Source organism: Type-D symbiont of Plautia stali, from assembly GCF_001485335.1.
In the GTDB taxonomy this organism is placed as follows: Bacteria; Pseudomonadota; Gammaproteobacteria; order Enterobacterales; family Enterobacteriaceae; genus Pantoea; species Pantoea vagans_C.
The window spans coordinates 31,816-49,988 of the sequence record NZ_BBOC01000021.1; the positions used below are offsets into that span (position 1 = coordinate 31,816).

Below are 18,173 nucleotides of genomic sequence, written 5' to 3' on the forward strand. Positions count from 1 at the left end.
CAATACCTCAGCCTTGCATTTAGATCACATTTGCGAGCAGCAGACAGCCCACCAAACCGCACACCGAAATAATGGTTTCCAGCGCCGACCACGAGCGAATGGTTTCACCAATCGTCAGGTTGAAATACTCCTTGAACAGCCAGAAGCCGGGATCGTTAACGTGCGAGAAGATCACGCTGCCGGAACCCACCGCAATCACCATCAGTTCTGGGCTGGCGCCGCTAGTGACAATCAACGGTGCGACGATGCCGCCTGCGGTAATCGCCGCTACCGTTGCTGAACCCAGCGCAATACGCAGCACCGCGGCAATCGACCACGCCATAAAGATCGGCGAGACATTGGTTTCATGCATCATGCTGGCGATATATTTATCCACGCCGCTGTCCACCAGCACCTGCTTGAATGCGCCACCACCACCAATGATCAACAGCATCATGGCAATGATTTTGATCGAATCGGTAATGGTGCCCATCACTTCATCCATGCTGCGGCCGCGGTTCAGACCGAAGGTGAAAATGGCGATTAACACCGCGATCAGCGTTGCCATGATCGGGTCGCCGAAGAACTCGGCATACGGCAATAACAGGTGCCCTTTTGGCAACACCATTTCGGCCACTGCGCGCAATGCCATCAGAATCACCGGTACCAGTGCAGTTCCCACGCTGACACCGAAGCCAGGCATTTCCGCTTCAGTAAAGGTTTTCGGGTTCCACAGTCCTTCAGGGATCGGCTTGTCGATGCCTTTCAGGAAACGCGCATAAACCGGACCGGCAAGAATCACCGTTGGAATACCTAACAGCGTGCCGTACAGCAGCGTTTTACCCATATCGGCATTAAACAGCGTGGCAATCGCCGTTGGACCCGGATGCGGAGGCAGGAAACCGTGCGTTACAGACAACGCGGCCGCCATCGGCACGCCAACAAAGAGTAACGGGACACGCGCTGAGGCTGCCACGCTGAACACCAGCGGCAACATCAACACAAAACCGACTTCATAGAACAGCGCGAAGCCCACAGTAAAGCCGGTCAGCACCAGTGCCCATTGAATATGCTTCGGGCCAAATTTGTCGATCAGCGTGGTGGCGATACGTTGCGCCCCGCCGCAATCCGCCAGCAGTTTGCCCAGCATGGCACCGAAGCCCATAATCAGCGCCAGGCTGCCTAAAGTGCCACCGACACCGGCTTTGATTGATCCAATCACTTTATTGACCGGCATTCCTTGCATCATGCCCACCGCCAACGCGACCAGGATTAGCGCAATAAACCCGTTTAGTCTGAATCGGATCATCAGCAGCAGCAGTAATGCGACGCCAATCGCCACATAGAGTAATGGCATAATTTTTCTCCACTTTTGCGTACGACGAGAAGTCGCCAGCGGTTTGTTTTTGGTTATCCCAGAGGACTTTGAATTTCACGACATCTGCGCCTGGCGTTAAGTCGCTTACGCGATGTTACGGGTATCATGTTAAGGGTAACATTGCGCACAAAGCATCAGATGCGGCGGCGGAATTTCTGTTTTGCGAAGGTGATCAACTTTTTGCCTGGTGGTTATCAGAATGTTTGCCACGGGGACGTCACGGCTTTTGGTTACACTAGATTCTTTACGCCATTCAAAAAGGACATGCAGGTGAGTGAGAATCTGATCGAGTTGTACAGTAATCAACAAACCCTGTTTGGTCGCGGTAGCATTGACCGCCTGGTGCCGCTGTTAGCGGCCAATCCCCAACCTACTCTGCTGTTTTGTGGCCGCTCATTTCTTAATGGCCCGGCCTGGCAACGACTGGGTGCCGCGCTGAATGACCAGATTTTGGGCTACGAGATTGTCAGCCATGAAGCCTCTCCCGATGAAATCGATGCGTGGGTCAACCGCTGGCGCGGTCACGTTGACCGTGTGGTCGCGATAGGCGGCGGTAGCGTGTTGGATGCGGCAAAAGCGTTCAGTGCCATGATGCAGCATCCGCTGAATACCGCGCGCTATCTGGAAAAAGTGGGGGATACCGCCGTTCAGGCTATCACCTTGCCGTTGATTGCCATCCCGACCACCGCAGGGACCGGCAGTGAAGCGACGCAAAATGCCGTGGTGACCGATCAACAGCATATTCAGATTAAAGCGTCGCTGCGCCATCCGGTGTTTGTGCCGCAGGTCGCGATTCTCGATCCCGATTTACTCAAAGGTTCACCGGATAGCGTACTGGCGACCTGCGCCATCGATGCTTTTACCCACTTGTTCGAAGCGTACCTGTCACGTAAAGGGAATCTCTTTACCCAGCAAACCGCGCTGAACGGCCTGCGGTTATTCTTTACAGCCTGGCCGAACCTGAATCGTGATGACCAGCAAGGTGACGAAGCACGAGAAGCGATGATGATGGCCTCCTGGCTTGGTGGGGTTTGCCTGAGCAGCGCAGGATTGGGTGTGATCCACGGGATCGCCGGTGAACTGGGCGCGATTAAGCCGTTCCATCACGGTGAAGTCTGTGGTCGCTTACTGTTCCCGTTCCTTGATGTGCTGGCCGAAAGTGAAAATGCCGATCAACAGCGTCTGATGGCGCAGTTAGGTCAAGCGCTGCTGCCAGAGGATCCGGCCCCACCGGCGCTGGCACTCAAAGCCTGGTTGCAACAGCACGCGATTGTGCCGTTCTGGCAGGAGGGTCCGACGCTGAGCGCCACCGAGGTCGACTGGATTGTGGCACGCGCCAACAGTAAAAATGGCTGGGTGAGTTACGATGCCCCAACCCTGACCGAGATAATCTCCGCCGCGTGGCGCGTGGTTTGATAAAGCGGGCGGCCTGAAGGCCGCCCATGAACTACACCACCTTGAACATCGCAATCTCTTGCGCCAGCTGTGCGGCTTCATCACGCAAGGCTTGGGTATTTTCCGCCGTTTGCGTCACTAACATCAGGTTCTGCTGAATGCCCCGCTCCATTTGCGAAACGGCCAGCGTCACCTCCGCAATCCCTTTGCTCTGCTCATCTCCCGCGACGCGCATTTCGCTGACCACCTGCTTCACCTTATGCACATCACCGACCAACTGCGTCAATTGCTGGCCCGCGCCCTGCACCAGCTTACTGCCCGCCAGCACGTTGCTGTCCGAATCAGCGATCAGCGCTTTAATCTCCTGCGCCGCCGTGGCACTACGCTGCGCCAGCGCGCGCACTTCCGAGGCCACCACAGCAAAGCCTCTGCCCTGTTCACCCGCGCGCGCCGCTTCAACCGCCGCGTTCAGCGCCAGAATATTGGTCTGGAACGCAATGCTGTCGATTACCGTCAGGATCTCCGCCACACGACGTGAGGAAGATTGAATCGAGCCCATGGTACTCACCACTTCACTCATCACCTCACTGCTGCTACGCGCAATATTGGCGGTTTGCTCCGCCGCCGCATCGGCAAGCCGGGTGTTTTCGGCGTTCTGCTGCACGGTGGCGTTAAGCTGCTCCATCGCGGCGGCACTCTGTTCCAGTGCAGCGACCTGTTCGGCAATCTTTTCGGATAAGGCATGATTACTCTGCGCCAGGCCAGAAGCATTGGCGGCAACGGTTTCACCGCTACCCTGCACACGGGAGATCACGCCAGCAATTTTATCGACAAAACTGTTAAAGGCCTCGGCGATATCGGCTAACTCATCACGCCCGCTTTTGGTTAAACGACGCGTCAGGTCACCATCGCCGTGAGCAATCGCGTCCAGCGCCACATGCGTCGCTTTCAAGCGCTGACCAATACGTTGGGTAAACATCCAGGTGAGCAACAGCAGCACAATCATCGCCGGGATCAGGAAGGTAAAGATGTCGCGCATCATGGTTCGCGCCAGACCGCTGACCACATTTTCCGGCGTCACCAGCCCCACCACCCATCCGGTGCCAGGCATACGGAACAGTGTCACCTGTGCACGGGTGTGCAGATAATCATCGGCAAAATCCGACATCTTTTGCACATCCCCTGCACCTTTGAGCTGGCTAATTTGCTCTGCCAGTGGCGCGAGCCACGCTGATTTCTCGGTCAGGCTTTTCAGGGTGCTCAAGGTCTTTAAATCCTGACCTGGGTAATAGAGCAGATTCCCTGCGCTATCCAGCGCAAACGCGTAACCGCCTGTGACCTGCCCTTTTTGCTGCATAAAGCCCGCCAGGTTATCCAGTTGCACATCCAGAGTCGCGACCCCGGCAAACCGGTCCCCAGCCACATAAGGCACGCTGCAGGTCACCATTTTCACGCCGGACACCGGATCCTGATAAACCTCAGACCAGCCGCAGCGATCGCGCGCCGTACTGCGCACGGCGCTGTACCAACTCTCTTGTTGATAGGGATTCCCCTCCGGCTGGTTATAGCCATCCGAATAGGCCAGCGAGCCATCGTTCTGTCGCGCCCAGAAAAAACTGCGACGCTGCACGCCGGGGGTAAAGGCGTCCGGTTCGGGCCACACACCGCCGCCCGCGATGGTTTTATCGCCGCTGCTGTTGATAATCTGCGGGAAACTCTGCTGCCAGAGTGTGGCATCGTGCGGCAGGACTTCTGCCAGACGCGCCATACTGACGGCTTCGCCTTCGATGCGAACCAGTTGCTGATTCAATTGACTGACAAGGTTGTTGCCGGCCTGCTCAATCAGCGTATGGCTGGCTTCGATGACGCGCGGCTGACCGCGCAACATCAATACGGAGAACACCACTGCGGTAGTAACACAAAGCAATAACAGGCCGCCCAACGTCATGCGGGCAGCCAAACGGGTTGGCAACATAATTTATCCTTACTTACCGACTGCATTTTCGATTGAGATAAGAAACTGCCGCTCAGCGGCGAATTGTGCGTTCCGTCACAATCGAGTATCGGCAAAGTCAGGAATAGCTTAAGGCTGCATGACGATTAAATGACAAAGGGTGGTTTGCCCGCCAGCATCTGTTCAATCACCTGCAGCACGCCCTCTTGGTTATTGTTGGGAGCCTCAAAGCGCGCCGCGTCTTTAACTTTCTGCGGCGCATTCGCCATGGCAAAGCTAAAACCGGATTGCTGCAGCATCTCCAGATCGTTGCCGCCATCGCCGAACACCAGAATCTCACTGCGATCGATGCCCCAGCGTTTGCCCAGCAGATCGAGTCCATGGCCTTTGTGATTGCCCGGCACGATTAAATCCACCGATCCGTGGCCGCTGGATGTCGCCGCAGCCGAACCCTGATGCAGGCGCTCAATGTCCGCCATTAGCGGCTCAACGTATTCATCAGACAGGTTAAGGGCAAACTTGAAGAGTTTGTCATCGCCGACCTCATCGAGGCTGCGAATCGGCTTCAGACGATGGCAGTAGTGACGCATTTTGACCAGCCAACTCTCTTCGATACCTTCGAAGTAGTAGGCGCTGTCGCGTCCACACAGAATGTAGCGCAGTTCTGGATAGTGTCCGTTATGCAGGGTATCGAGCACCGCGTCAATGTCCGCGCGAGAGAACGAGCCGCAGAACAACTCTTCGTCGCAGTCGATGATCCACGCGCCATTTTCGGCCACGAAAGCAATTTCACTGGAGATGTCGGGGAAGAAGGATTTGAGCTGGTAATACTGGTTGCCGCTGGCGACCACAAATTTGATGCCGCGCCGTCTCATTTCCTGATAACAGGCCTGAAAACGTGCCCGGTTGTACTGTTTCTTATCGTCGAGGAAGGTGCCGTCCTTATCCACCGCCACCATTTTTACCACGGTCATCATGACTCCTTAGCGCATTGAAAGGAAAAAAGGGCCGTAGAGAGGATAACCTGGTGAGCGAAGAAAGCGGAGAGAAACACGGATGGTGGACACCATCCGTGCAAGAGATATTAGTTAAACGCGCCGTTCAGAATCAGCGAGGTGATCACGCCTGTTGCTGCGGCAATCAACACATAGTTACCGTCAACATAAGACCAGTACTCACCACGCGGAGGCTCCGGCAGGCGACGTTCACGCCAGTCATCTACACGATAATGTGGGCCACGGAATTCTGGTGGCATTGGGTGTCCACGGCGGAAATCATGGCCATTCCACGCGAAGTGGTCGCCACCGTGGTGTCCTTCCGGCATACGATGGTCAGCATAACGGTCGTGATGATCCGGGCCATGACCATGATCGGGACCATGGTCGCCGCCATGATCAGGGCCACGGCCGTGGTCCTGATGTTGGTCGCCGCCGTGCGGCTGCCAGTGTTGGTTGCCCGGACCATCGGCCCAGGTGACGGCTGAAAACAGTGAGCTGCATGCAATAAGTGACGCAATAAGATTTGATGTTGTTTTTTTCATGATGTTGCCTCCAATGATAACGGCAGTTCTCGCACCGTTGAGTATCACTATTCATCAAATGGCAGCAAAAGAGGATTTCCAAAATTCCTAAAAAATCGGTGACTTACAATAAATTACCGCGAATTATCGCTTTCTTAACGATTGTGTCTTTTCTGACATCAAATGGACTTAATGTGAACAAAAAATGGAGATGGGAGGGGGAAAGAAACCCGATCGCGAGGATCGGGTGGATAATGCTAATTCCATAAATTGCATAAAGCGGGTAAACCCTGCAAATTTGAGGGTAAAACTGAAGCACACAACGCCACATCACTAGCATTGCCGATAAACAATACCACTTTAAAATGCAAAATTCTTTTAGAACCACCTGCTTTTCGGAAAAAACCGTAAAAATTTAACGGGGAAAATAAAATTATATTTCGCTGACGCTCACTTCCTGACAAATAAGGTCTGTGCTCTGACCAGAGTCGGGGGAGTGATTAAGCACTCTTTTCTTTTTTGCAGAGGAGCGCAGCGTAAAAAAAGCACGCCCTTGCCATAAAAAAAACACATAACCCACTAAAAAAGAAGGGGAATTGAAAAAATCACTTCTAAATGGACTGTTTATTCAAAGCAAACTTCATTGTTATTCATCATTCCCTTACGCGCTTATCAGATTAAAAGCCTTATTAGCCCCATTAATACACATCTGTGATTAATACCGCGCTTAATATTATCCACACTGAGTTTTGGATTATCCCTCGCTTTCTATTTAACTGAGTGTTTTTTCATCCCTGACGGGTCTGACAATAGAAGATTGCACCTCAGATAAAGTTATTTCAGGCAGATGATTGCATTAAAAAAATAATAGTGGACGTGTAGACAACGGAATCAACGCGTTGACGATACCGACAAATGTCGTGTTGTCGATGCCGGATGACGCACTAACGCGGCAGCAGGACGAACCGGACGGCGCACCAACTCGCCGCTGCAATTCGGGCAGCGCTGGTTCAGGATGGTTTCCACGCAGGTGACACAGAAGGTGCATTCAAACGAACAAATACGGGCATCCGGTGACTCGGGCGGCAAATCTTTATCACAGCATTCGCAGTTAGGACGAAGTTCCAGCATGGCGATCTCCTCTCAGTTTAGGGCCCATCATCACCTGCTTGTGCGGTCAGCACCAGACTGCTGACGGACACCACCCGGACAGATCGGGACAATCCTTCAGGGCAAAAGCATTACATTCCGCGTTTCACGTTCTATAGTTCAATCGCCACATTTACACATGAGATTATGCAATGCGAATCAAAGGCCTTAACTTCGGTTTCTTTATTGTGATTTTGGCGATCGTCACGGTCGCCTTTTTTGATGTGCTGACACCCTACTTTTCCGCCATCTTCTGGGCTGCGATTCTGGCGGTGATCTTCCATCCATTAAAATCCCTGCTGCGCCGCAAAATGGGCGATCGCAACGGGCTGGCTGCCTTTGCCACCTTAGCGATCATTTGCCTGATCGTCTTCACGCCACTGGCCATCATCACCTCTTCAATGGTGGTGGAGGTCAACACCGTCTACACCAAGCTGCAGAACAACTCGTCGCAGTTCCCTGCGGTGTTTGCCGATCTGATGCAGCATTTACCTTCATGGGCGCGTAACTATCTCGCTGAAAATCACCTCGACAATGCCGGACAGATTCAGCAAAAACTGTCTGAGTTTGCGTTAAAAGGCGGTCAGTATATGGCCGGCAGTGTGTTCCTGATCGGCAAAGGTACCTTCACCTTCACCGTGGGTTTTGGCGTAATGCTCTACCTGCTGTTCTTCCTGTTAAAGGATGGCGCATGGTTAGTGGCGTTGATGCTGGAAGCGCTGCCGCTTTCAACCTACGTAAAGCATCATCTGATGATGAAGTTCGCGGCGGTGTCCCGTGCTACGGTGAAAGGCACGGTCGTGGTGGCAGTGGTTCAGGGGATTCTGGGCGGTATCGCCTTCTGGATCACCGGCATTGATGGCAGTCTGCTGTGGGGCACGCTGATGGCGTTCCTGTCGCTGATCCCGGCGGTGGGTTCAGCTATAGTTTGGGTACCAGCAGCGATTTTCTTCTTCGCCACCAGCGCGGTGTGGAAAGGGTTGTTCCTGGTCGGTTTCTTCGTGGTGGTGGTTGGCTTAGTGGACAACATTTTACGTCCCCTGTTGGTGGGTAAAGACACCAAAATGCCAGACTACTTGATCCTGATCTCTACGCTCGGCGGCATGGAAGTTTACGGTATCAACGGTTTTGTCATCGGCCCGCTGATTGCAGCACTGTTTATCGCCTGTTGGAATCTGCTCTCCGGACGTGACAACCGTGAGAATGCCGAAGAGATCGATGAAGAGTTTATCGAAGAGGGGAAATTGCGCGAGTAAGCGGTTTCCCGATCAGACGGTTGCCCACGTTGGGTAACCGCCCGCTGACTGGAGAACTGCACCGATGTACCAGGGTTGGTTAAAAACGCTCTCCCCCGTGGCGCAAGCCCTGTTCCTGCTCGCATGCCTCACCTTGGTTTTACTGGGCTTGCGGCTCGCTGCACCGTTGATCAATCAGGTGCTGTTGGCTATTTTTCTTGCCGCCATGCTGGACCCGCTGATTAGCCGCCTGGCACAGCGCGGCATTCCTCGCGCCCTCTCTTCACTGCTGGTGATCGTCATCCTGTTAATGCTGATCGTGATCACCATCATGTCACTCAGCGCGTCGGCACCCGATCTGATTAAACTCAGCCGCCAGGCGCCTAATCTGGTCGCCGCCAAGCTGCAATACCTGACGCAATCCCTCAGCCAGATGGGCATTATCCTCACCGCCGATGAGATGCTGAATTTCGTTGATGCGGGGGCGGTGGTACGCTTCGTCACCACGCAACTGTCGATGATTCCCGGCTTACTCTCCTGGTGGCTGATGGTGTTTTTGATGCTGCTGTTTATGCTGATTGAACTGCCACTGCTAAAACGCGTAGTACGCGCCAGCGAACGGCACTCCCGCTTATTCACGGCACTGGAGGAAGGGATTCAGAGCGTGCTGGTCTATGCGCGAGTCAAAACGTTTACCGGTCTACTCGGTGGTGTGATTGTCTGGGCAGTGGCCCATATGATTGGGCTGAAGTTCGCCTTTTTGTGGGGCGTGCTGATGTTTATCTTCAACTACATTCCGGTATTGGGTTCGTTCCTGGCGGCAATTCCGCCGGTGATCCAAACCTTTATCATGTTCGATATCAAAACCAGTCTGATGATGGTGGCATTTTTTGTCGCTCTCAACCTGCTGCTGAGTTCGGTGCTGGAACCGCTGATGCTGGGCAAACGACTCAATATGACGCTGACAGTACAGCTATTGGCTTTCCTGTTCTGGCAAGCGCTGCTCGGCATCACCGGCGCAATTCTTGCCATTCCCCTCACCTTCCTGCTGAAAAAAGTCTGGCTGGCAGTGCGCCAGCCAGATTTAAGCAGCGAATAAAATATTGTCGTCCTGGGCACACAAGTGCCCAACGACAATGATTAACCCTGCCTGTTAATTAAATACCTTAAAAACACCACGCGAAATAAATAATATATTAAAAACAATTAAAAGTTAGTCAGAAATGGATATTAACGCCGTAAGGCAACCACTACAAAATTAATATTTGCGCCACTCAGACTTTAATCATAAAATCCATTAACCATTAAAATAACATCTAATGAATTCTTTCGTGATTAACAGGACTGTGACATGAAGAATGTGCTTATTGTTGATGATCATCCGGTAGTCAGGATGGCACTCCGATTATTACTTGAAACGGATAATATGAATGTCATCGGTGAAACTGATGACGGCTTTGAAGCGATGAACCTCACCAAAAGACTCTCACCGGATTTAATTATCGTGGATATCGATATGCCCTCCTACAACGGCATCGATCTGGTACAACGCTTACGCAACAATGACTTTGGCGGCGGCATCTTAGTCCTGACGGGCAAGGACGGCGATCACTACATCAAACGCAGCGCCAACGCAGGTGCGGATGGGTTTATTAGCAAACGCAATAATATGACGGAATTACACGATGCGATCAGAGCGATTAACGCAGGATACGGTTATTTTCCGTTAAATCGTAAACGCCATGGCATGGCCGATGATGAACCAGCGGACAAAGCGAAAATTGAAGCGCTTTCCAGTAAAGAACTTCAGGTGCTGGTGTTTTTAGCCAGAGGAATGAAAGTGGTCGAGATGGCACAAAAAATGAAAATAAGCGACAAGACAGTCAGCACTTATAAACGCCGCCTGATGGAGAAACTGGACATTCATAATATGGTCGGACTCTACGAATTCGCCAAACGCAATAATATCTCCTGAATCTCTCATGCTTAAATTAGCGTATCTGCTTACTCTCTTTTTTAGCCTGTTCATTCTGCCCGCGCAGGCGGAAGAGTCTCGGATGATGCAGATATTCAGTCGCGAGCAAATTATCCCACTGACGTTTACCCTGTCCGATAACGACTGGCGTTGGCTGGGTAAAAAACGCGAGATCAAAGTGGGTGTCTATGCACCCGATAATCCCCCTTTTAATCTCACCAGCGACGCGAATACCTTAGAGGGCTTATCGGCTGATTACACCAAACTGGTGCTGCATCATCTTGGGCTTCAGATAAAAACGCACTACTTTCCCAGTCGCAGTGCTGCCTTTGACGCCCTACAACAGGGCGCGCTGGATATGCTGGTTACGGGCGCAGGCAATCAGGAAACCCCGCCAGAACTCTTGCTCAGCCAATCAGTGGTTGATGACTTCCCCGCCATGGTGTCACAAGAAAACAGGTTGTCTGCCCGCCAGGATGAGCCTGCACAACTGCACATCGCCCTGCAGCGTGGCTACTTGAGTGATGCATGGGTGGAGAGCCGCTATCCAGAAGCAAAAATCACCCGCTACCCGTCCGCATTGAGCGCGCTAGCCTCGGTCGCATTTGGCGAAAATGAGGTGTTTATCGGCAATCTGACCTCTGCCAGCTATCTGATTGAGCGCAACTACGCTTCCACACTCTCGGTCGTGCGCATTTTTGAACGCACCGATGCTGGCCACCGATTTGTCTTCCTCGCCGCCAATGCACCGCTACTTCGCGCGGTGAATAAGGTTATTAATGCCATTCCACAACAGCAGCATCAGGCCTTATTTCACCAGTGGGGACAAAGCCTACCCGCTTCACTGGCTGCTCAGCCGCAACTGTTCAATGACAGTGAGCGGCGCTGGCTGCGCCAACACAAAGTGCTACGTGTGGTGATCAATCCCTTAGACGCGCCCTTTACCCTGAAAGATCGTCAGAACAGCTTCAATGGCATGACAGCGGATTTGCTGCGCTTGATTCATCTGCGCACCGGGCTGAATTTCAAAATGGTTGAAGCTTCCTCGGTCAACGACATGCTGGATAAGTTGAGCAGTCATCAGGCCGAGTTTGCCGGCTCACTGACCTACAGCGCGCAGCGGGAAGATCGTGCGTTATTTTCGCGGCCCTATGTTTATCCGCCCTATGTTTTAGTCAGTAAAGATTCGCTGGGATCGCCGAATTCACTCAGCGAGATCACCACTCTCGCTATTACTCCACAGCATGAACTCACTCAGTGGCTGACGGAAAATTATCCCCATATCAAACTGGTGAACGTTGAGAATGCCAGCATCGCGCTGCAAATGGTTAATGAAGGACGCGTCGACAGCGCGGTGAACAACCTGATATCCGCGCGATATATGATCGACCGCTACTTCAGCAATCGACTGCAGATTTCGGCGCGTCTGGGGGAACATCCTGCCCGCATCGCCTTTGCCATTGGGCGCGAAAACCCAGAGCTACTCAGCATTTTGAATAAAGCGCTGGCGGCCCTCTCTCCCCGCGATATTTCGCAACTGACGATGAAATGGCAGGGCACGCCGGATGTCAAACTGGATACTTGGCTGGCCTATCGCCACGAGTTCTATTGGCTGGCGGGGATCTTTGCGCTGCTGGTGATCACCTCTCTGTTCTGGAACTATCATTTGCACCGCGCGATACGCCAACGCAAAGAGGCACAGGCCCGTCTACAGGAGCAGGCCGCGTTTCAGCGGACTCTGTTTAACGGCACGCCGGTGCCGATTTATGTCATCAACAGTGCGGGAGAATTAACCAACAAAAATCCGGCATGGAGCCAGTTTTTTGCCGAAGAATACAGCCACATCTGCCAACTTCCTCTCAGTGATACCGCGCACCCATTGCACAGCATCTGCCAGGCACAAATGGCGCTGCTGGCGGAACAAACGTCGCGAGTCATGCCACCACAGCGTGGACAGATCGATAACGGACGCGAGCGACGTGAAGTGATCCATCGGGCTGAAGCCTTCCGTGATCATTACGGCAATATCGCGGGGTTAATTTGTAGCTGGCAGGATGTCACCGAGCATGAACGCCTGACGCGCGCGCTCTCTTTAGCCCGAGAGCGCGCCGAGCAGGCAAACCGCACCAAGAGCACCTTCCTTGCCACCATGAGTCATGAAATCCGCACGCCAATCAGCGCGATTATTGGCCTGCTGGAACTGGCGGTGACCGATCGCCAGCAGCAGCCGTGTGATAAGGAGTCGGTGCGGGTGGCCTATGAATCCGCGCAGTCACTGATGGGGCTGATTGGCGATATCCTCGATATGGCCAAAATTGAGTCCGGCAAGCTGGAGTTCACCCCGGAATGGGTAAGCTTTGAGACGCTGGCTGAACCCGTGGTGCGGGTGTTTTCTGGCCTGGCACGTCAGAAAGGCTTGCTGCTGCATTACCACATTGACGCACTGCATCCCGATGAAATCTATGTCGATCCGATGCGTCTACGGCAGATCCTCTCCAACCTGATCAGCAACGCCATCAAATTCACCGAGCGCGGATCGGTGGAAGTGCAGATTCGCAGTCAACCTCGTGAGGATGATCAGATTCAACTGGAATTGATCGTGCAGGACACCGGCATTGGCATCAGTGAGGTTGAGCAGCAGCTGATTTTCAATCCCTATGAACAATCGGCTTCAGGCAAAAAACAGAGCGGGACAGGATTAGGTCTGGCGATCTGCGAGCAGATGGTGGCGATGATGGGCGGATGCATCGCCCTGCACAGCCAACCCGGCCGCGGCACCCGTATTAGCGTGCATATCCCGCTCTCCAGCCGTAAAGCGTTGGATATCCCGGTCGAGGCAGTTTCCCAGCAGGAGTGTTGCAATTTGCCCCTCACCATTTTGACGGTGGACGATCACCCGGCCAACCGATTGTTGCTGAAACGACAACTCACTCGCCTGGGGCATAACGTGATTGAAGCAGAGAATGGAGAACAGGCGTTATGGCTATGGCAGGAAAACACCGTTGATTTGGTGATTACAGATTGCAGTATGCCAGTGATGGATGGTTTTGCCTTAACTCGCCAGCTGCGCCAAAAACAACGTGGACCCTTAACGATTATGGGATTGACCGCCAATGCCCAACCGGAAGAGCGCCTGCGTTGCCTGGATGCTGGCATGGATGATTGCCTGTTCAAACCGCTGCGTTTACCCCAGTTGGAAGCAATCCTGCATAACATCCCGCGTTCAGCTGCCGCCACTACCTCAAAGCACCTCAAGCTGCATCAGCTCCTCGACCTCAATGCGCTGCGCGATCTGGCACACCACGACGCCGAGATGTTAGAGCGATTACTGAGTGCCACCCGTGAAGAGAACCTGCGCGATATGCAGTTCGCCTACACCAGCTGTGACAAAGGTGACTGGCCAGCCCTGGAGCGTAGCCTGCATCGGCTGGCGGGATCGGTGCAAATCATCGGTGCGTTAGACATCGCCGCGCAGTGTCGCAAGCTGGAAGAGCTCTGCGTCACCCCCTTAGAGGCCGCTGAAATTAAACAGATGCTGGATGAAACTCTCAGTTGTGTGCAACTGCTTAACCAAGCCATTCAGAACTTCATTCAGGAACAGCGGGCCTCTTAAGCAATGAGGCTCGCTGTTTTCTCTCGTCAAGGAATTAATCCAGATTGTGTTGCAGCGTAAAGTCATACAGGTCGATCATATTTTTCAGTTCTAATTTTTCCATCATGCGGCACTTGTAGGTGCTGATGGTTTTGTCGCTGATGTTCATGATTTTAGCAATCTCAACAATTTTCATACCCTGCGCCAGATAACGCATCACATCCATTTCTCTGGCGGTGAGCGTGGCGATTTTATCCTGTGCACTGTGCGCCTCAGCGAGCATCAGCCGCCGTGCACGCGCGCCGGGAAAATAGCCGTAGCCACGGCGCATCGCACTCAGCGCATCATGCAACTCTACTAACTCTTTGCGTTTGCTGATAAACCCATCGGCGCCTGCACTGGCACAGCGCCGAATATAGTGTTCACTGTCCTTGCCCGACAGCACAAGAATACCGATATCCGACCCTTGCTGGCGGATGCGCTGTACAACGTCAATACCGTTAAGTGAAGGGATATCGATATCAATGATGAGTAAATCTGGCCGCAACTTTTTCACCAGCACAATGGCTTGCAAACCGTCATTCACCTCCGCAGCCACCACCAGATTTTGCTTTTCAAGCAGCAGCTTGACGGCGAAGCGCGTGACGGGGTGATCATCCACAATCAATACATTTTTCATTCTTCACCTTGCGCAGATTGGCGATTTCTGAATTTCATCGAGAGGGCTGCGGCAGCCACCTCAGTCACTCAGGGCTTATCTACAGGTTAAATCGGTCGTTCGGGCTGATGACTAAAATAAATAACCCGTTGAATGTCTGATTTTTGCGTATTGGTGAGTAAAGAAAAAAATGCACTGATTAAATGAATGAAATGCCTGCAAGAGTGATGTTATGGGGGGAATCGAACCGTGCATATGCTTGCCAGCAATTGCGGTTACGACCGAGAAAATCAAGAACGGCAAGCTGAGAGTGTATATGAGTAACTGCTGGAGACGTTATGGGAGAGAATATTTAACGTTGTTCTGACATCATATCTGGCGGGATTATCAAGGGCATTCGTAATGGCTTACCTGATTAGAGTGAAGCCATTACTCCTGGGAATATTAGAGCCTGTCAATAATTCTGTATAATTGCCACCGTATTAAAGGTGATCGCTCAGACGGTCACCGAACTCGACAATAAAGCGGCTCCTCGCGCAAGCGCCCCACCCGGATACGCGTGCTTTCTGGCATCGTGTGCTGATTGTCGTCCCTCAACCCCAGCATCACATTGTATCCGTTGAACAATCCGGCATCGCCCAACCGGGGCACCGGCAGCAGCCGGGTCGGCACCGTCAGCCAGAATCGCAAATCGTAATCACAGCCCAGCAAGGTGCACAGCAGCGCCATCACGTCTTGGCGGAGTTGTCCGTCAGGCATCCAGCCCTTCGCTTCTGCGGGATCGTCTGTTGAGAGCTCGACCCGCGAGCAGTACCCCGCAACGCGTGTTTCATCGCCCAGTATCGGATTTTGATCGAGCGTCATGCTGCCGCGTATTGAGAGCCGGGCGCGTTTTGCCACTGGCATCCTCACCGGATGGTGTGCAAAAACCTCAACTTTGGTATTCGGTGCCTGGCTGTTGATCACCGCTACAATGCCTTCCGCGGTGTGCGTGGTATGCAAGAGTGGTTGCAATATTGCCAGCAGGCGTGATGACGGTTGATCGCCGCTGTGGGTGATGCCCGTAAGCGCCATCAGGCTTTGCGAAACATTATCTGTACCGCCCGGTTCAAAGCTGGCCGGATAGTTGTATTTACGCCAGATGCGGTAAAACTGTGTCATCAAGCGATGATTGAAGATATCCAGAAACGCTGCCATCGCATCCGCACCGTCGCGGCCCTGATTGATATCGTCAATGATGCTGGTGGGCAACGGCGAATCCACGCCGTATAAGCCGAAGAAATGGGTTCTGACCGTTGGCGCGGCATCCGGATTGTCAGCGTCAGTTTCTGTGCGTTTCAGCTCCCCGGCGGGAAATCCCAGATGTGGATCGGGGCGAAAGCGCACCGGATCACTCTCTGGCGTACGGCCCGTGCCGAGACGGCTGCCGGTCGTCTGCTCCAGCAACTGGCAGAAACGATAAAAATTATACCGCGCCGTTTGGTCACGACCGTTATCATCCAACCAGAAAGGTGGCAACGGCTGGCTGTTTTCTTTGTTATCTATGCTCACATCAGCACCCTGTCAATGCGTCGTTCAGGCCAGGCCCATTCGGTGCCAGAAGCGGTCAACAGCACCGTCAGTTGGGTAAAGCGCAACAAGCTGGCGTACTGCGTCAGGAACTGCTCCAGCAGCTCGCAGAACAGGCGGGCATCACCGGTGCCGCTGAACTGCGTTTCATCGAGCGCCACGCGAATGCGCACGCCGTGCCAGTGATACGTCGAGTTATAGTCCTGACGCCAGCTGACGTGGCGGATACCGCTGATACGGCGGCGGTTGTTTTCGTCGTCGCTCCAGTCGAATAACGTCAGCACGGCGCGGAGGCTTGCAGCATCATTGATCATCTGGCTGAGAGCGCGTGGATGCAGCAGCGACATCAGGTGCCATTGATATAACTTTGTCGCTGGCGGGTAGTACGGCAGCGTCGGCACGCTGCGGGTCTGTCCGCGCATCACAAGATTGCCGGTAGTGTAATCAGCATCAAAGAGCGCCTGCTGCAGCGCCATACGCGGAAACGCACCATTGGTACAGGTGAGATCGAGCAACAGTTTCACGCCGAGCTGCTGCTCATGCGCGCGGCCACCCAGCATCAGCAGGGTGTCATGCAGGCCGCTGACGCCGCGCCAGATGCGCGTATGGAAATAACGTTCGGGCCACGACGATGCATATTTCAGCATCCCACCCTTCTGCCGGAAGTGACTGTAGGGCGTGTAGGGATAGCGTTCATCATCTTCCTCATCCTTCTGCACCACCGTGTCCACGCTGTAGATTTCGGTATGCCCGTCGGTAAGGCGGTGTGGGCGCAGGCGATAGTCCAGCTCCGCCGGGCGGGTCAGTAGTGGCTCCCCGGCAAGGCGGAACAGGTTAATCAGCGTCACGCAGTGCATGCGCAGGGCATCTTCCGCGATGGCAATCTCATACGGTAATGCCTGGCTCAGTACCAGTTCCAGTTCAATGTGCCTGGCGTCTGGCGCGAGGCTGATGTCCTGCGGAGAGTTAAGCATCAGAAAGAAAAAGCGCGACGGCGCGGTAAAATATTCCAGCAACGGCCTTATTTCACCGCACAGCGCCGGGCTTTCGCTGCCGGGCCACAGCGAAGGCAGTGAATGCTGCCAACACGGCGTGAAGCTGGCCGCAAACGGATAGGGTTCTGGGTCACCGCTGTAATGCAGTCGCACCTCGCGGATATACTGGGTCAGTGTCTGATAGAGCAGCGACTGCTGCACGCGGTCGCCGGTGATGTAAAGTGGAATATCTCGCAGATGAAGCGTGCGGGGCTCGCTCTGTACGGGAAAAGTGAAGCGCAGCCTCAGGGTCTGAAGGCCGTCCGGGCGGGTGTGACGCGTGACGCGCTGCAGTCGGAACGGATGAATGACCAGATCCTGCGTGGTGCGGTACGGGCAGCGTATGCCGTTCTGGCGTTCGGCGGTACTCACTGGCAGGCTCAGCAGACCGGTTCCAGCAGCAAGCGTCTGTGCCTGCAGATACGTCTCCGGCTCTGCCGGATTCAGCTCCAACACGGCGGTGGAAGGCAGCGTGCGGTTGACCACCGGCAGCAGGTGGCTCAGCAATGGCTCGGTCAGCTCGGGGATGTCGTCATCAAGCTTGCGCCGCATCTGGGCCATCATCAGCGAGAAGCCCTGAAACAGCTGCTCCACCGACTCCTCTCTCTTCAGCGACATGCCGTCTACGCCGAGGCGGCGGCCTGCCTCCGGATGTTGCTCAGCAAACTCACGCGCAGCGGCCTTCAACCAGCGCATCTCACTATCAAAGTAGCGTAAAAATTCGTGGTCTGACACG

The 18,173-nt window shown here is 53.7% G+C and carries 13 protein-coding genes; 5 read left to right on the forward strand and 8 right to left on the reverse strand.

From position 1 onward, the window contains the following. Positions 1-19: 19 nt before the first annotated feature. Entirely contained in the window at positions 20-1,336 is a 1,317-nt protein-coding gene (gene gntT, locus PSSD_RS09000; protein WP_039330541.1) for a gluconate transporter, read from the reverse strand. Between the two features lie 291 nt (positions 1,337-1,627). On the opposite strand from gntT, the gene PSSD_RS09005 reads away from it, so the two are divergent. Continuing rightward, positions 1,628-2,773, forward strand: coding sequence for an iron-containing alcohol dehydrogenase (locus tag PSSD_RS09005; RefSeq protein ID WP_058970825.1), 1,146 nt, complete (start codon positions 1,628-1,630; stop codon positions 2,771-2,773). A gap of 31 nt (positions 2,774-2,804) precedes the next feature. Here the strand turns inward: PSSD_RS09005 and PSSD_RS09010 are convergent, their stop codons facing one another. From PSSD_RS09010 to PSSD_RS09025, 4 genes are all read right to left on the reverse strand, one after another. Beyond that, positions 2,805-4,727 (reverse strand): methyl-accepting chemotaxis protein, encoded by a 1,923-nt coding sequence (locus PSSD_RS09010; RefSeq protein ID WP_058970761.1) that lies wholly within the window; start codon positions 4,725-4,727, stop codon positions 2,805-2,807. Between the two features lie 125 nt (positions 4,728-4,852). Beyond that, positions 4,853-5,680 carry a Cof-type HAD-IIB family hydrolase gene (locus PSSD_RS09015; RefSeq protein ID WP_058970764.1) on the reverse strand — a complete coding sequence of 276 codons (828 nt, stop codon included), beginning with the start codon at positions 5,678-5,680 and terminating at the stop codon, positions 4,853-4,855. Positions 5,681-5,790: 110 nt separating this feature from the next. Further along, a complete protein-coding gene (locus PSSD_RS09020) occupies positions 5,791-6,246 on the reverse strand; it encodes an RcnB family protein (RefSeq protein WP_058970767.1) in 456 nt (151 codons plus the stop codon). Positions 6,247-7,116: 870 nt separating this feature from the next. Continuing rightward, on the reverse strand, positions 7,117-7,356 hold the full coding sequence (locus PSSD_RS09025; RefSeq protein WP_058970770.1) for a DUF1272 domain-containing protein: 240 nt from the start codon (positions 7,354-7,356) through the stop codon (positions 7,117-7,119). A gap of 170 nt (positions 7,357-7,526) precedes the next feature. Between PSSD_RS09025 and PSSD_RS09030 the strand changes: the two genes are divergently transcribed. The 4 genes from PSSD_RS09030 to PSSD_RS09045 all read left to right on the forward strand — a co-directional run bounded on the left by PSSD_RS09030 (position 7,527) and on the right by PSSD_RS09045 (position 14,197). Continuing rightward, the gene (locus PSSD_RS09030; protein WP_039330546.1) at positions 7,527-8,630 is read left to right on the forward strand and encodes an AI-2E family transporter; all 1,104 of its coding nucleotides are present in this window, start codon (positions 7,527-7,529) and stop codon (positions 8,628-8,630) included. Positions 8,631-8,694: 64 nt separating this feature from the next. Further along, positions 8,695-9,708, forward strand: a complete 1,014-nt coding sequence (locus tag PSSD_RS09035; RefSeq protein WP_058970773.1) for an AI-2E family transporter — start codon at positions 8,695-8,697, stop codon at positions 9,706-9,708. Positions 9,709-9,960: 252 nt separating this feature from the next. After that, entirely contained in the window at positions 9,961-10,584 is a 624-nt protein-coding gene (locus PSSD_RS09040; protein ID WP_058970776.1) for a response regulator, read from the forward strand. An 82-nt stretch (positions 10,585-10,666) separates the two neighbouring features. After that, positions 10,667-14,197, forward strand: a complete 3,531-nt coding sequence (locus tag PSSD_RS09045; RefSeq protein ID WP_235589205.1) for an ATP-binding protein — start codon at positions 10,667-10,669, stop codon at positions 14,195-14,197. 34 nt (positions 14,198-14,231) lie between these two features. Here the strand turns inward: PSSD_RS09045 and PSSD_RS09050 are convergent, their stop codons facing one another. From PSSD_RS09050 to tssF, 3 genes are all read right to left on the reverse strand, one after another. Beyond that, positions 14,232-14,855 (reverse strand): response regulator, encoded by a 624-nt coding sequence (locus PSSD_RS09050; protein WP_058970781.1) that lies wholly within the window; start codon positions 14,853-14,855, stop codon positions 14,232-14,234. 483 nt (positions 14,856-15,338) lie between these two features. Next, the gene (tssG, locus tag PSSD_RS09055) at positions 15,339-16,385 is read right to left on the reverse strand and encodes a type VI secretion system baseplate subunit TssG (RefSeq protein WP_082672296.1); all 1,047 of its coding nucleotides are present in this window, start codon (positions 16,383-16,385) and stop codon (positions 15,339-15,341) included. Then, positions 16,382-18,172: a type VI secretion system baseplate subunit TssF gene (tssF, locus tag PSSD_RS09060; protein WP_072214963.1), complete on the reverse strand. Its 1,791-nt coding sequence runs from the start codon at positions 18,170-18,172 to the stop codon at positions 16,382-16,384. Before tssF ends, tssG begins: the two co-directional genes overlap by 4 nt. Position 18,173: the final 1 nt, after the last annotated feature.